Below are 13,152 nucleotides of genomic sequence, written 5' to 3' on the forward strand. Positions count from 1 at the left end.
AGTATTGAACATTTATGGGACTGAAGAAAATCATTATGGGCGAACCTATGCCAGACAAGAACGACCCGAAATATAAGGAGCGTTATGAAAGAGAAGTGGAAGCCGGTAAACAGTTTGCAGACAAGAGCGGTTTGAGTTGGCTGGCCATGAAGATACAGACGTTGGCCAACCGCCATCGTGTAGGTTTCCTCGTTACCGTATTCGGTATTGTGATAGGTTGTTTTGCCATTAATATCTTCAATATGGTACGTAGCTACAACGCTTCTAAGACTCACCGATCTACTGCCGTAGAGCAGGTAGATTCCGCATTACATCAAAGACGTATCATAAATAGATAGTAAAATGGATGTAAAGAAAATTAATTTCAAAGACCGAAAATATGTCTTTCCCGCAATTCTATACCCGTTGATTTTGTTTGTGGGATATTTCATTATTGATACTGTAAATACTGATGTATCCGATAATGACCCTCGTTTGAAAACAACGGATTATTTGAATTCCGACCTCCCCGCAGCCAATACAGACAGTGTATTGGGTGGCAAGTTGGACAATGCCGAGCGTGAGTATGGACAAATCAACGACCTTTCGGGTGTTGAGAATATTGAAAACGATAGGGATTCTATCAATAAAAAAGAGGATTACAACTCGCAATACAGTGCCCGGGAAGCGGAAATGGTTCAACGGCAGCAGGAACGGCAACGTGCGCAGCAGGAAGAACAGCGTAGGATACGAGAGATGCAAGATCGTGTCCGTCGAGGTAATGCCCACTCTCGCAGTTCTTCGTCAACCGATAATTTTGTCGCTCCTGTCAACGACTCCGAGATTGCACGTCTTGACCGTAGGAGAAGACAGCGTGAGATGGAGAATATAAATGAAGATCTCAATGGTGTCGCTTTCGGTTCCCCTTCACGTCGTGTCAGATATGGCAATGAAGACAGTTATGGGGGTGATGGCGAATATGGTCTGCCCGTAGCCGGTTCGCAGAACGGTGCTAACAACCTATCTTATGGAAATAACGGCTCTTTGGCTTCTTCCAGAACGGACGATAATGTTCGTGGGGCAGGAGAACAGCCGGAGGGAGTACCTGAAAAGGTAGTCAAGAAAAGAAAGATTTCTTCTGACTATTTCAATACCATTTCCTCTTCTTCCACAGAAGAGTCCAAGCTCATTAAAGCCATCATCGACGAGGATGTGAAAGCACAGGAGGGCAGCCGTGTGCGCCTTCGCTTGTTGGATGATGTGGAAATTGGCGATATGACCGTCAAGAAAGGGACTTATCTCTATGCCCAGATGTCAGGTTTCGGGCATCAGCGAGTGAAAGGAACCGTGCAAAGCATTTTCAGCAAAGAAGAGATTATCCGCGTCAGCCTTTCCATCTATGACACGGACGGTCAGGAAGGGCTTTATGTTCCATTGTCCTCCTTTAAAGAGACCGGCAAGGAAATTCTTGGTTCAGCTACGCAGGGCGGAACGAACATCGTAGACAACACCACCTCTTCAACAGGGGTCAAGGGTTGGGCCAGCCAAGCTGTACAGAATGCCTCGCAGCAGGTGATGAATGCCGTAGGCAAAGTCATTCGCAGGAACAGGGTGAAGCTGAAGTATGGCACGCTCGTTTATCTGATAGACGGAAGCCAGCAAGAGAAGAGACAAAGAAAGTAAAACGCTAACAAGAAAAATAAAAGACATGAAAATTTTTAAGAAGAAAATCATTGCAGTCTTGGTAATGTGTACCTCTGTTCTAAGTGCACATGCACAAAAGACTTATTCTGACATGGAAGTGTTGACGGTAAACGAAAAAGTTTCTACCATTGTCACGGCTTCCGAACCAATACGGCTGGTCGATATATCTACCGATTCTGTGATAGGTGATAAGCCTTTGGATAATGTGATACGTATAAAGCCCGTGTCTGGCAATCATGAAGATGGTGATGTATTGGGTATTGTTACAATTATCACCGAGCGTTACAGGGTTCAATATGCGCTCATCTATACACACCGTCTTGAAGAAGCCGTTTCAGATAAAGAAGTGGAGCTTGTGGAACGCAATGCTTTTCATAATCCTGAAATAAGTATGTCTACTATTGACATGGCTTCTTATTGCATGAAAGTCTGGAACACTCCGGCCAAATACCGAAGTACATTCACCAAAAAGGATAAGATGATTATGCGTTTAAATAATATCTATGTTGTCGGCGAGTACTTCTTCATTGATTTCTCCGTGGAGAACAAAACGAATCTGCCATTTGATATAGACGAATTGCGTGTAAAGCTCCAGGATAAGAAGCAGGAAAAGTCCACCAATGTACAGATTATTGAATTGAAACCTGCATTTATTCTTGACCGCTCTGTAAAGTTCAGAAAAGGTTATCGTAATGTGATCGTCCTGAAGAAGATGACATTCCCCAATGATAAGGTACTTACATTGGAGTTGTCAGAGAAACAGATTAGCGGTCGGGCCATTTCACTGAATTTGGATTATGAGGATGTATTAAGTGCCGATTCTTTCGACACGTTACTTTTGAAAGAACAATAAGAAAGGGAGCGTTATGAAAATCCATAAAGAGTTTTTCCATTTTCTGTCTTCAAGGGCAATAGTTTTTTTTCTTTTCAGTCTGTTTGGCGTCTCTGCTATGGGGCAGGGACATGGTAACCATTTAATGGTTGGCATAGGGGCATCCTACCCGAAAGGATTTGAAGCTACACTGGCATATGAGCATGAAATGAACTATCACAACGCAATGGAGTATTTTGCGAACTACTACATTCAGTATGAGACCGACCCTGAAGCAGGTTATGTCACCAAGAAATCTTTTTGGCACAATTACAACATTTGGAATGTCGGTTTTGCCTATAAGCCCTGCGTGACACGTGGCCGTAACCATCATGGCAACATCAGAATCGGTGTGAGTGGCGGCAGTGACTTGCACAAGTTTGTCGGTGTTGGGTCTCTTGGCTACGAACATACCTTCAATCTCTATAATGGCTGGAGTGTTTTCTTTCAGGTAAAGGAAGATGTAACGATGCGAGGCAAGGATTTATTCCGTACCGGTGGAGCCGTCGGCGTTAAGATTCCATTATAAACAAAGATAGATATGAACATATACAAAATGCTTATGGCGATTATGCGTGTGATAAGACTTTCTCGCAGGATCATGCGTGTCTCTTATAGAGTACGCCACCAGTCTTCACATAAGAGATTTCGCCACAAAAACAGAGCAGTATGGGGACTTGCCGTATTGGTTGTTCTCATGGCTTTTAGTTCATGTGACGATTATCAGCCTGCCGACAATGCAATCCATGTAGGATATATCTTGTGTGAGAACCATAGTTGTATGGATCCGGAGACCTACTTTTCTCAAACTACCCATAAGGCCGTGGGGGTTGTTTTTGCAGAACAGACGGAAGACCATCCGCTCATGGCAGTCATGTTGAAAGAGCTTAATGAAGTCTTCTGTGATTCTGTTGGCCTTCCCAACGGAACGAGCGGCAGCCTTACCGCTTTTGACGGCTCTGCCAATACACGAGCCATGCAGAAGAGTTATAATGCCGGGACAAAGAAAGGCAGCCCGCTGGCCATGAAGCTCTTTACTTTCCATGCTGGTGGTCAGAGTGACTTCTTACCCAGCGTTGCGGAGCAGCGTCTACTGAATATCTCTGCCAGAAGCATCAATCCCGTCATAGAAAGATTAGGTGGCACGCCGATAGCTTTAGATGGAGACTGTTGGTATTGGACTTCCACTGAAGTAAGCGAAAATAGCGGTTTACAAGCATGGCTTTGCTCCTCTGCCAACGGTGGTATCATAGAGACCCCGAAGACGGAAAGCCATAAGGCACGTGCGATCGTTCAAATAAAATATTCTAACTAAAAATACAGAAGATTATGGGCTGGATGAAAGAACTTGGTAAAGCAGCCGCCAAAGTTGCAGAAAAGCCGCTTGCCAAGGTAGGAGTTAAGTTTGCAGAGAAATCAGCGGAAAGTGCTGAAAAATCTGTCGGTAGGGCTTTGGCCAATGCAGCTATGAAGGAAGGGCGTTATGCCAGCAAGGCCAACTATACCAAGTGGATAGAGTCCATGGGAGGCAAGGCGACCAAGGTGGAGTCAGGTTTTAAGAGTTGGGAAAAAAGCCTGCCCCAATTCAAGACCGGTTTCAAGTCAGCCGAGCATATCGGATCTAAAACCGCTCAAAAGACAGAACGAATCATGGTCGATGGCACCAAGGCAACCGGACAGAGTGTTGTCCATTCTACAAAAGCAGCTGAAAAGGTTGCTGAAGAGACCGCGAAAAAAGCAGCCCTCATCAATAAGGAGACACTTAAGAATGCGGCAAAGGTTGGTTGGCGCGAAGGTGGAAAGGTAATCAATAAGACAGCCGGATGGGCAGGTCAATATGCAAAATATTCGGCAAACCACCCTGTGGCAAGCCTTATTCTTTCTTCCGTTGCCTACCGCCAGCTGACAGGGCGCACCCTGCTACCGGACATGATGAAGTCCTTAGGCGGTGAGGATGCTGCCAAAAAAGGTCTTGTCGGTGTTCTTGGAGAAACGACATTGGGCAAGAAAGTGGACGGTCAAGGAAACGAGGTCGGCATGGTCGCAAATCTGACGGATGTTCTTTTCGGTGATGGCACTTATGGGAAGGTCAGTTCCGGGGTAGGTTCCGTTGCAGGTGAAGCTGCCGGGGTATATCAAGGCGTTAAAGGTGGCGTTTCCTCTGTCTTGGGTGAAGGGGCTCATCTCTACGAGACAGGCAAAGAGCAGATTGGTCAGTATTTTTCGGGTAATGGTATGGTATCGAACGGCAACGGAGGTTACTATGATCCCACGACTCCCCAATATCCGTCAACATCCCAAATAATGGGCTCGGGAATGACACAAGGTGTTCCACAACAAGGAGGACTTACAGGTACGATGGTGAACGGTGTACATTCCATTTCCAATGAACTTACGGGAGGCAATGTCTCAAAGATGAATTTAGCATCCCTGGCACTTTCATCTTACATGATGTTCGGGCCTTTTGGTTGGCTTGGCAAGATGGCCAGTCTGATGTTGGGCGGTATGACCATGCGCAACATCAACCATCGACAATCGGAGAGCCAGCCTATGCAGCAGATGCAACGTTATGCTGCCGCACCAGCTGTATCAGCAGGACAGTCTGTATCACAGGTAGATTTTTCAGTATCGGAAGAGCCGGTGGTGCGACGCTCTCGTGGAATATGAAGTTAAAAATTAACAAGCTAACAAGTATAATATATGGACGCAACAGATTATAAGGACATGCTCCTGGAGTCCGCAAGCGGCTTCATGATGCCTTTTGCTTTAGACGAAAAAGAAGAGCTGAATGTCATCCTCCCTTTCGGTGAACAAACCCACCCCAAGACAGGAGAGAAGTTTCAGCACCAAGGTGTTGATTATGCCATCAAGGACAAACCCTTGTATGCCATTGCAAGCGGCATGGTCATCGGTGCCGGGCATGATGCGGTTCACGAAAACTATATCATCACCAGATACGGCAAATACGAGGTTACCTATGGACACATATCCGAGGCCTACACCCCTTATGGTACGAATGTAAAGGCCGGGCAAGAGATTGCCCATGCCGGTGAGTTCCTGCACATGGGAGTCCGATTTAACGGCAAAGAGCTTGACCCTGACAATTTTATTGCCATGATTTGGGCAAACATACAGCAGTTGGCCGCCATGGGTATTACCCATCAGCCTACAGCCGAAGTCCTGGGGAACAAGAAGATTGTCACCAAGTATGACGATTGTCAGGATGAGATCATGGCATTGATGCTCCGTTGGCTGCCCACTTACATGAACGAACTTCGTACAAAGGCCTATACGCCTCCTAAAAAGATGGAAGCATCGCTGAAGAATATCCTCTCGAAAGCTGCCGATAAGAACTACTTTTACGAGACGATTCCCAACTTGGGCAATCCTTTAGGATTATCCGGGCGTAGTGCCCCTTTGGTAGAGAAGATTCAGGAAATCCTGATAGAGGACTTTCTTGGATTCTTGGCCGTCCGTCAAGGTATTTATCCCCAGTCGTGGGACGAGTCTCAAAAAAAAACTTTCTGAAGAAGCAGCCGCCAACGGCTTGATGGAGGATCCTTTGCAAAATCTTGAAATAGACATTCATAGTTACGACATCAGCCGCGAGGCATCCATCTACTTCGACACGACGGGGACTCGCTGTTGGACGAAGGCATGGTTCAATGGCAGGGAGAAAGGAGAGAAATCAATAGAGATCACTCGCCAGCTGGCAGTAAAGTTCATCAATGACGAAATCTTGTTGGATGATTGGCTCGCACGTTTCTATCCCAAACAGATGAACGTCTGCCACAAGGCTATCGAGCAGGCACGCAAACAGTTATTAGGTATATAAAAACCATCACATGGCACGTAATAATCAACATTTCGGAGAGTTGGAGTATTGTTTTAACCAATACTTCAGCAAGTATTGTGCTCCTGTCATCGCTAAGGATTACAGATATTATCACCGTAAGCAGACAGAAGAGTTCTATAAGGCCTACAATGAAATGCCGGCTAATATCGGTGCCGGATCCGTCATGCAAGGAATGATACGTGTACAGACTGCAAATGTGAACGCATCGTCTTCAGGGAAATGGAACAAAAAAAATCTCGACGATTTTATTGGTGGGGTCGTAAACAAGATTGTTGCCGGCAAGAACTTCCAAAAGGACTGGGGTCATTTGATAGACAGGTATCGGGAATCTCTTATCGCCAAGTTAGGAACAAAAGGCTACATAAGAGTTGAGGAGGAGTTGGAAAAGGTGGAAAAACGGAAATTCGTCGATCCCGCAGTCCACTATGGACAGATTCGTTTTATGGAGCTGCTCAAAGAGCATTTGGCCAGAACCGATATGCCCAAGTCCTCTTTGGAATATATCCTGAAAGAGGGTGCCAACAGTTCTATTATGATGACATTGGCCGGTAGGTTCATGCGTGGTCGCGACCTCTCACCTGCAGAAGAAGAGAATCGTGAGCTGGGCAATAAACTCTATAAGCCGTCAAAAGTGGAGAAAGCCGGGGCTTTTGCCTTTGGAGCTGTTATGGACGCACCGGCATTGGATGTTGTCGGTTCTGTAGCTGCCGTACCATTGAAAGCTGCTGCCAAGGGAGCAGCCGGATATGCCCTGAAGGGAGGTGCGGTAAAATTCGGAGGTTGGCTGGAAGAAAAGGCCGCTTACAAAGTAGCTACTAAAGCTTCCTATGTAAAAGGATTGATTTCAGGTGCAGCTGTCGATGCCGGATTCAACTATTGGGCTTCTTCCAAAATCAGCCTTGATGCAGCCAAGAAGCAGTACAGCAAAGCGGTTTTCGGCAATGAGGATACATTGGGGAAATACCAAAAGGGTGCATTGGGATATAGGAAGAGCGGTACCGAATACATTTCCAATGTAAATGATGGCTTGGGTAAAAAAATCAAGGTTGCCCCGATACGCCCTCATGTGAGTGATTCCGTCACTCATAAAGATTCTGGTCAGTTATTGACAGCGACAAATGGCAATTCAAGAAAGCTCTTGAAAACCATTACCACAGCGTTAAGCCATCAGGCTCTGCCTTACGATAGCCGCGCACCCATCCCCGCTTGGATGCTAAACAAAACAGCCAAACAATGCCGTGCTTTTGCCACCTCGTTTTTTTCCATTGCCAAGCAGATGTCGACACAAGGTTTGCCGGTTTGGAATCTGAATGGCAGAAATATGACACTTGCACAAGTCTCACAGCGTGCCGGCGATTATGCAAGGGCTGCTGTTCAGATAGACAAGATAAACGCCGAGAAGCAGGCGGCAAGAATGGCGGTATATAATCGGAACCATCAGGAATCAAGACAGGAGAGGAAAAGTAATGAAGTGACTAAGGCATATACTGCTGTCAGTCAATCTGCCTCGCAGCCTGTTGTTTCAAGTGCAGTGTCCTCTTCAGAACCATTAAACACCCAACATTATCAAGACATGGCCATGGGGACGCAACAAATAAAAAATCCAATGTCAGAGACTTCTCCTTATTCCAATATGCTCCAGACATCAGGATGGGGTAAATATTTGGATAATGCAGGGTTGAATGTTAGTGATGTGACAAAGAACCTTGGCTATGTCTTTGCAATGCTTCCTGATATGCTTATCAGTATGTTTACAGGAAAATCTTCCTCGTTCACCATAGGGAACAACATACTACCTTTAGCAGCAGTTGCCGCTGGAATGTTCAGCCATAATCCACTGTTAAAGCTCATGCTGATGGGTTTTGGAGGTGTCAATCTCTTGAACAATGCCGGCCACGAAGCCTTAGGCCTATCCACTCCTAAAGCCACTCCAAGAAACTACAAGCAATATGCTGACGAACCTCTCAATCCAAGATTAAATAATGTTTTTATGAAAGGCCGTTCTTTGATTGCAGATATAGACAATCGACCTGTTGTCATTAACATTTCTGACACGGCTGTCGACGCATATGAGAAAAAAGCCATACCTTTAAACACGTTAGCAAATGCCGTATTAAGGAAGTATGACGAGAACAGATCCATGGCTTCAAACACTTATGATAAGAGTTTGGCAGCGTTAGAGAGTCAGGAACAACAGCGTAGTTATGGATTAAAATAGATTTTGTTTACAATATTACTTGTTAGCGGCCCCTGCTGGCGTAGTTAGTTGCGTCGGTGGGGGCTTTATTTATACGTATAAAGTAAATTGAATATGAGGTTCTATTTTACAACCATATATGGAAGCTTACAAGTAGAACTGTTTATTTATAATCTACTTTTAAGGTCTGTTCACTTAGATTTAGTTGAACTTTTGGAGCAACTTCTTCATAGGTTGTATTTGCTTTTACAAGTCTCTCCAATTCTTCGAAAGAAGTTTTTCGTCTAACAATCCAATTTCCTATACCCGCAGCTGTTCTTGGCTCAAGCAATTCCCATCCTTGCACCTCTAAGTATGCCAGTCCTTCCATCATATTCCTGACAATAACATATTTACCTTCACTATTCTTCAAGATACTTGGACGTTGCTGACCATTTTCTCCTGGTGATATTAAAATAACAAAGCAAGGCTCTCCTGTAGCTTTATTTGCCCATCTTACCTCAATCGAAGCATAAATATAGTAATTTTGTAAAACCTTAGAGCTCGTCTGTGCCTCGCTTGGAATTGCCAGACATATCATCATTACTGTAAGAAATAATTTCAGCTTCTTCATCGTGTTGTATATAAAAAGTTATGAGTACGCCGATTAAAGCGTACCCACGGGTTAATGATTATCGTTAAAACAATTTCTTGTGATTGTCGTGTGACCATCCCATAGCATCCTTGTAGTTGCTATTCTTCTTTCCGCCTTTTCGACGGGTGTCACCACCCACAATAGCTTTCAATCCTGCTCCCAATATCAGAGCCGATGCTACTAATTCTAACATAGTATGTTTCCTTTCTTTTTATTTGAGTTTCACTTATCTTTAAGTCCTTCTGACCGTTCCGTCTCCAATTCCAATTTCGCCTCCGGATTTAACGCCAACAGCATTTGTATTCTGTCTTGCAGTCTCCCGATGGTTTTTCGGATATCAACCACATTGTCTTCAGGTATTTCTTTGAGTTCACGGATAATCTCCATGTATGAGTTTATCTGTCCCATCGTATATGTGACGGACAATGTGTTCTCAATATGTTCTCTGTCAACTTCAATTTCAAATGCCATAATCGTTCTTCCGTTTTATTGGTTATAAACTTAGCATTGCTTCAGGCATGATGTCGAGCACCCTGCAAATCTCTCCTGCCGTGGCCAAAGTCGGTTCGCTCTTTCCCTGGGTGAAGTCGCTTATCCTGCTGGTGCTTAGTCCTACGGCCTGGGACAGATCTTTTTGTGTCATTCCCTTAGCTTTCAGCCCTTGCTTTATGACTTCTGCAAGCGTGAGTTTCTCTATTGGGTGATGCTTTTTCTCGTATTCTTCCACAAAAGTACTCATGATAGACAGCTCCATACTCTCCGGTGATGTCGGCAGCGTCGTATCAGTGACAACCTCCAACAGTTCCTCCACCCGTCTTTGGGCATACTTATATTGAGCCTCTGATATTTTCATATAGTTCTTTTTACATCCCTCTCATCAAGAAGTGTCTCCCGGTCAGAAGCGGATTCCACAAACCGCACATACACACACCCTGTATCGAAATATATCGAGGCGGCTACCTTGTATTTTCCTTCGCCAATGCTGAAGACATATAAGTCTTTCTCTCTTACAGTATCACCGAAGTCTACCAGTATTTGGGCAAAACTCCTGTAATCCCTGTTCCTTATGGTGTAGTACCACTGTTGCAAAGGTATCTTTGCTTGTTCATATTGTGGTAGTCCATAGAAGTCCTTAATCTTCTTTTGTGAGATAATTCTCATTAATGACCTGTCTTTATCTGTTACAAAGATATGAAGATGTTCCTAAACTACAAAATAAAAGAGCAATAAAATACCGCAAGACAGAATGTTTTTATATTCAGGGAGATTGCAGGTTGCCCTTGCAACCTCCCTAATACTCATGTTTATGCAGATTTCTTCTTTGGCAGCACCCATCCCCGCTGTTTGGCCACTTCACGGTTGAACTTCATCCACACCTCTTCATCTTTAAACTCAAAGTGCATTGTTCCTTTCTTAAAGCCCTTACACTTGAAGAACCCCCACTCGAAAGTCTTTCCCCATTCCAAGTTGTTATCTCGTACAAAACGGTCAAGGCTTCCAATGCTGTCGTAGTTCCTACCCGTAATGAAGCAGAGAGCCTTACAAACGTCCTCCATTCTGTTTGCCATCCCTCCATATCCAAGATCGAGATAGTCTCTCGGCCATTTAGGATCATAGGAAGTCATGTATGGAACGATAAACTTACGGTTGACCATATAGTTTGCGTTTGTCTTCCATTTCTCCCCGGCAGTGGAATTCTCGTCAGAGAAAGAGCAAATCAGGTCGAATGCTTCGAGTAACGCTGTGTTCATCCGCTGCCCCGTCGTCTGGATTACCATGTTCAGCACCTGATAAATGTTGTGCATGGTAAAGGGGACGTATGTCTGCTGCTCCACGAACTTGTTTATCTGTTCCCGTAATTTCTGCGTGGCATACTTTTCCATATTCAGCTTCCCGAATATCCGCCTCCAATAATACTTCTGCAACTCTTTTTTGTATTGCTGCCGGCTGATACGGACAACACTATTGGAAGCATCTACCACGGCAAACCTTACTGGGAGATACCCGTCACTCTTTCCACCGAAACATGCCACGGAGTTGATTTTCTCCGCTGCAGCCATCGTCTCGTCGAAAAGCCTTACAGCTGAAATATAGCGGTTTACCATGTCACGCACCACATTATATTGCACCAGCCCTTCCGTCTCGTTAGCATCGAGCGAGTCCTTTTCGTTGGAAAACATATAACCGTCAAACTCGTCTTGCCCCTCACCCTCTTTATACAGCTTTATCAAGCTAACATGTACATCCGTCCTGCGCTCCGCGTCGTCAAACACTCTGCCCAAGAACTCCTTGCACCCATAAAGCTCAATCGTCTCTATCAATTTCTCTTTGGTGGCGTTCCGTTCCCAGCCTTGATTTACGCTTTCGCTGTTACACAAGGCAATGATGGTGCATCCTGCCGGAGCAATCTCAAACGCATGAAGGATATGTTTTGCTCCTTCTGAAAAGGGAGGGTTCATTACGATATAGTCCACATGACTAATTTGTTCTGAAGAAACGGTCAGGAAGTCATCCGCTATAATATCGCACTTGCCATTCAAAAGTTTTTTGATGTTAGTGTCCTTTTCGCAAGCAATCACCTTTCCGGCTCCGTTCTTTTTGAGCCAGTCAACAATGTTGCCTTTCCCTGCTGATGGTTCAAGGATAGTCTTGCCGACAAAATCCTCACTCATCATCATCGTGTTTATAACCTCGTCGGGAGTCGGGTAGAAGTCTGCGTTATTTGTAAAAATGTTCATCTTGTCTTATTTTAAATTATTCGTTTATCAATTCTCCGTTCTCGCCAATCCAAAGCATTGCCCCCTCACCGTTCCAGTAGAAGTCGAACGCCCTGTTCAGAGGGTTGTATATACCCTCGACAATAGTTCCCTCTTTAAGACCCTTGATTTCTGCCAGATACCACTTGCCGGCTTCGGTAAGAACTTTCACCCTTGCTTTTGTTTTGTACCTCACAAGATCTTTGGTGTCACATACAGCAACCTTATAACCATCACGAACCAATCTTGGCAAATAGGCGTCAAGACAATGATGTGGAAATTCCACAATATTAACAGGGTTTTCTGCAATGTCCGACCGGGAGTGCATGTCCGTTCCAAGGCACTTGTTTCCGGCAACGGCATCCTTTTCAAACAGGAAGTAACAATCTCCATCCCCAATCAGCAGTAAATGTTCAGGATGTTTTGCTTTTATCTCCTTATAAAGTTCAAATATCTTTTTCATACTTTTTATTATTTTGAATTAAACGGCAAAATCATTCACGAACTGGCGTTCAATCATGACTTCAAAGTCCCTATTGTTGCATGAAGTCTGTCTCCACTGGCTAAGCTGTTTAGCATCTTCTTCGGTTAATGAAAGGAAATCTACCATCTTACGGATAGTTTCTTCCAAATTCTCACCAATGTAAACAAGTTTTCTTGTCTCAACAGAGTGCCAAGCATCTGTCTGATAAACCAAATAAATAAGTTTCTTTTCCATTTTGCCTGTTGTTTATGATTTGAAATTTTATTCTGGGCATCCCGATTCTCAACCTTTTTATAGGTTTTTCGTTTCTTCGACCCGAACTTTTTTTTATCATTCCGGTGTAACCGTCATCTCGAACCTTTTATGTGCAAGGTAACATCGCAGGTATTAAGGGAACTTAAGGCAAAGAATTGGCCGGTAAAAGTTTTCAGGAAACCGCAATCTTTGATTTCGGAGGGTCATGAAAAGTTTTCCGCCAATAGGGAGCATTCCGGTGTTTGCCGTGTTCCCCGCCTGCGATACCTTTGCAGAATAAAAGTCGAAGGATGACTACAAGCGGACGAAAAGTGAGGTCGAAATCAGAAACGGAAATGGAAAGATAGATAAAATTAAATGTAAAATAAGCACCGCAGGTAAATCAGAAGATGTGTCTTCAATACGTATAGCCATAT

17 protein-coding genes are annotated in these 13,152 nt (G+C 44.4%); 9 read left to right on the plus strand and 8 right to left on the minus strand.

Features of this window, described 5'->3' with window-relative positions; translation table 11 throughout:
- Window positions 1-14: 14 nt before the first annotated feature.
- The 9 genes from LO761_RS05745 to LO761_RS05785 all read left to right on the plus strand — a co-directional run bounded on the left by LO761_RS05745 (window position 15) and on the right by LO761_RS05785 (window position 8,628).
- Window positions 15-338 carry a hypothetical protein gene (locus tag LO761_RS05745; RefSeq protein WP_004345368.1) on the plus strand — a complete coding sequence of 108 codons (324 nt, stop codon included), beginning with the start codon at window positions 15-17 and terminating at the stop codon, window positions 336-338.
- Between the two features lie 4 nt (window positions 339-342).
- Window positions 343-1,662, plus strand: coding sequence for a conjugative transposon protein TraM (locus tag LO761_RS05750; protein WP_025881757.1), 1,320 nt, complete (start codon window positions 343-345; stop codon window positions 1,660-1,662).
- Window positions 1,663-1,687: 25 nt separating this feature from the next.
- Window positions 1,688-2,536 (plus strand): conjugative transposon protein TraN, encoded by an 849-nt coding sequence (gene traN / locus LO761_RS05755; protein WP_004345365.1) that lies wholly within the window; start codon window positions 1,688-1,690, stop codon window positions 2,534-2,536.
- A 13-nt stretch (window positions 2,537-2,549) separates the two neighbouring features.
- Window positions 2,550-3,083: a hypothetical protein gene (locus tag LO761_RS05760; RefSeq protein WP_025065673.1), complete on the plus strand. Its 534-nt coding sequence runs from the start codon at window positions 2,550-2,552 to the stop codon at window positions 3,081-3,083.
- A 12-nt stretch (window positions 3,084-3,095) separates the two neighbouring features.
- Window positions 3,096-3,869 carry a hypothetical protein gene (locus LO761_RS05765; protein ID WP_270777226.1) on the plus strand — a complete coding sequence of 258 codons (774 nt, stop codon included), beginning with the start codon at window positions 3,096-3,098 and terminating at the stop codon, window positions 3,867-3,869.
- Window positions 3,870-4,021: 152 nt separating this feature from the next.
- The gene (locus LO761_RS05770) at window positions 4,022-5,221 is read left to right on the plus strand and encodes a hypothetical protein (protein WP_272817350.1); all 1,200 of its coding nucleotides are present in this window, start codon (window positions 4,022-4,024) and stop codon (window positions 5,219-5,221) included.
- Between the two features lie 33 nt (window positions 5,222-5,254).
- Window positions 5,255-6,082: a M23 family metallopeptidase gene (locus tag LO761_RS05775; protein ID WP_272817351.1), complete on the plus strand. Its 828-nt coding sequence runs from the start codon at window positions 5,255-5,257 to the stop codon at window positions 6,080-6,082.
- A 22-nt stretch (window positions 6,083-6,104) separates the two neighbouring features.
- Window positions 6,105-6,389, plus strand: a complete 285-nt coding sequence (locus LO761_RS05780; RefSeq protein WP_004345359.1) for a hypothetical protein — start codon at window positions 6,105-6,107, stop codon at window positions 6,387-6,389.
- A gap of 10 nt (window positions 6,390-6,399) precedes the next feature.
- Window positions 6,400-8,628, plus strand: a complete 2,229-nt coding sequence (locus LO761_RS05785) for a hypothetical protein (protein WP_272817352.1) — start codon at window positions 6,400-6,402, stop codon at window positions 8,626-8,628.
- A gap of 142 nt (window positions 8,629-8,770) precedes the next feature.
- Here LO761_RS05785 and LO761_RS05790 read toward each other — a convergent pair whose 3' ends face one another.
- The 8 genes from LO761_RS05790 to LO761_RS05825 all read right to left on the minus strand — a co-directional run bounded on the left by LO761_RS05790 (window position 8,771) and on the right by LO761_RS05825 (window position 12,715).
- Window positions 8,771-9,220 (minus strand): hypothetical protein, encoded by a 450-nt coding sequence (locus tag LO761_RS05790; protein ID WP_036927555.1) that lies wholly within the window; start codon window positions 9,218-9,220, stop codon window positions 8,771-8,773.
- Between the two features lie 64 nt (window positions 9,221-9,284).
- Window positions 9,285-9,434 (minus strand): hypothetical protein, encoded by a 150-nt coding sequence (locus LO761_RS05795; RefSeq protein WP_004345356.1) that lies wholly within the window; start codon window positions 9,432-9,434, stop codon window positions 9,285-9,287.
- Window positions 9,435-9,463: 29 nt separating this feature from the next.
- Window positions 9,464-9,712, minus strand: coding sequence for a hypothetical protein (locus tag LO761_RS05800; protein WP_004345355.1), 249 nt, complete (start codon window positions 9,710-9,712; stop codon window positions 9,464-9,466).
- 22 nt (window positions 9,713-9,734) lie between these two features.
- The gene (locus LO761_RS05805; protein WP_004345354.1) at window positions 9,735-10,094 is read right to left on the minus strand and encodes a helix-turn-helix domain-containing protein; all 360 of its coding nucleotides are present in this window, start codon (window positions 10,092-10,094) and stop codon (window positions 9,735-9,737) included.
- On the minus strand, window positions 10,091-10,402 hold the full coding sequence (locus tag LO761_RS05810; RefSeq protein ID WP_270777219.1) for a type II toxin-antitoxin system HigB family toxin: 312 nt from the start codon (window positions 10,400-10,402) through the stop codon (window positions 10,091-10,093). Before LO761_RS05810 ends, LO761_RS05805 begins: the two co-directional genes overlap by 4 nt.
- A 143-nt stretch (window positions 10,403-10,545) precedes the next feature.
- A complete protein-coding gene (locus LO761_RS05815) occupies window positions 10,546-11,979 on the minus strand; it encodes a class I SAM-dependent methyltransferase (protein ID WP_027445031.1) in 1,434 nt (477 codons plus the stop codon).
- 16 nt (window positions 11,980-11,995) lie between these two features.
- A complete protein-coding gene (locus LO761_RS05820) occupies window positions 11,996-12,460 on the minus strand; it encodes a MutS N-terminal domain-containing protein (protein WP_036927560.1) in 465 nt (154 codons plus the stop codon).
- 18 nt (window positions 12,461-12,478) lie between these two features.
- The gene (locus LO761_RS05825) at window positions 12,479-12,715 is read right to left on the minus strand and encodes a hypothetical protein (RefSeq protein ID WP_272817353.1); all 237 of its coding nucleotides are present in this window, start codon (window positions 12,713-12,715) and stop codon (window positions 12,479-12,481) included.
- Between the last annotated feature and the right edge of the window lie 437 nt (window positions 12,716-13,152).

This window comes from Phocaeicola oris (genome assembly GCF_021295095.1).
In the GTDB taxonomy this organism is placed as follows: Bacteria; Bacteroidota; Bacteroidia; order Bacteroidales; family Bacteroidaceae; genus Phocaeicola; species Phocaeicola oris.

Excerpts from the sequence above, each read along its gene's own strand:
- LO761_RS05825 (WP_272817353.1), bottom strand. The coding sequence starts at position 12,715 with ATGGAAAAGAAACTTATTTATTTGGTTTATCAGACAGATGCTTGGCAC.
- LO761_RS05790 (WP_036927555.1), bottom strand. The coding sequence starts at position 9,220 with ATGAAGAAGCTGAAATTATTTCTTACAGTAATGATGATATGTCTGGCA.
- LO761_RS05800 (WP_004345355.1), bottom strand. The coding sequence starts at position 9,712 with ATGGCATTTGAAATTGAAGTTGACAGAGAACATATTGAGAACACATTG.
- LO761_RS05780 (WP_004345359.1), top strand. The coding sequence starts at position 6,105 with ATGGAGGATCCTTTGCAAAATCTTGAAATAGACATTCATAGTTACGAC.
- LO761_RS05795 (WP_004345356.1), bottom strand. The coding sequence starts at position 9,434 with ATGTTAGAATTAGTAGCATCGGCTCTGATATTGGGAGCAGGATTGAAA.
- LO761_RS05810 (WP_270777219.1), bottom strand. The coding sequence starts at position 10,402 with ATGAGAATTATCTCACAAAAGAAGATTAAGGACTTCTATGGACTACCA.
- LO761_RS05775 (WP_272817351.1), top strand. The coding sequence starts at position 5,255 with ATGGACGCAACAGATTATAAGGACATGCTCCTGGAGTCCGCAAGCGGC.
- traN (WP_004345365.1), top strand. The coding sequence starts at position 1,688 with ATGAAAATTTTTAAGAAGAAAATCATTGCAGTCTTGGTAATGTGTACC.
- LO761_RS05820 (WP_036927560.1), bottom strand. The coding sequence starts at position 12,460 with ATGAAAAAGATATTTGAACTTTATAAGGAGATAAAAGCAAAACATCCT.
- LO761_RS05750 (WP_025881757.1), top strand. The coding sequence starts at position 343 with ATGGATGTAAAGAAAATTAATTTCAAAGACCGAAAATATGTCTTTCCC.
- LO761_RS05745 (WP_004345368.1), top strand. The coding sequence starts at position 15 with ATGGGACTGAAGAAAATCATTATGGGCGAACCTATGCCAGACAAGAAC.
- LO761_RS05815 (WP_027445031.1), bottom strand. The coding sequence starts at position 11,979 with ATGAACATTTTTACAAATAACGCAGACTTCTACCCGACTCCCGACGAG.
- LO761_RS05805 (WP_004345354.1), bottom strand. The coding sequence starts at position 10,094 with ATGAAAATATCAGAGGCTCAATATAAGTATGCCCAAAGACGGGTGGAG.
- LO761_RS05770 (WP_272817350.1), top strand. The coding sequence starts at position 4,022 with ATGAAGGAAGGGCGTTATGCCAGCAAGGCCAACTATACCAAGTGGATA.
- LO761_RS05785 (WP_272817352.1), top strand. The coding sequence starts at position 6,400 with ATGGCACGTAATAATCAACATTTCGGAGAGTTGGAGTATTGTTTTAAC.
- LO761_RS05765 (WP_270777226.1), top strand. The coding sequence starts at position 3,096 with ATGAACATATACAAAATGCTTATGGCGATTATGCGTGTGATAAGACTT.
- LO761_RS05760 (WP_025065673.1), top strand. The coding sequence starts at position 2,550 with ATGAAAATCCATAAAGAGTTTTTCCATTTTCTGTCTTCAAGGGCAATA.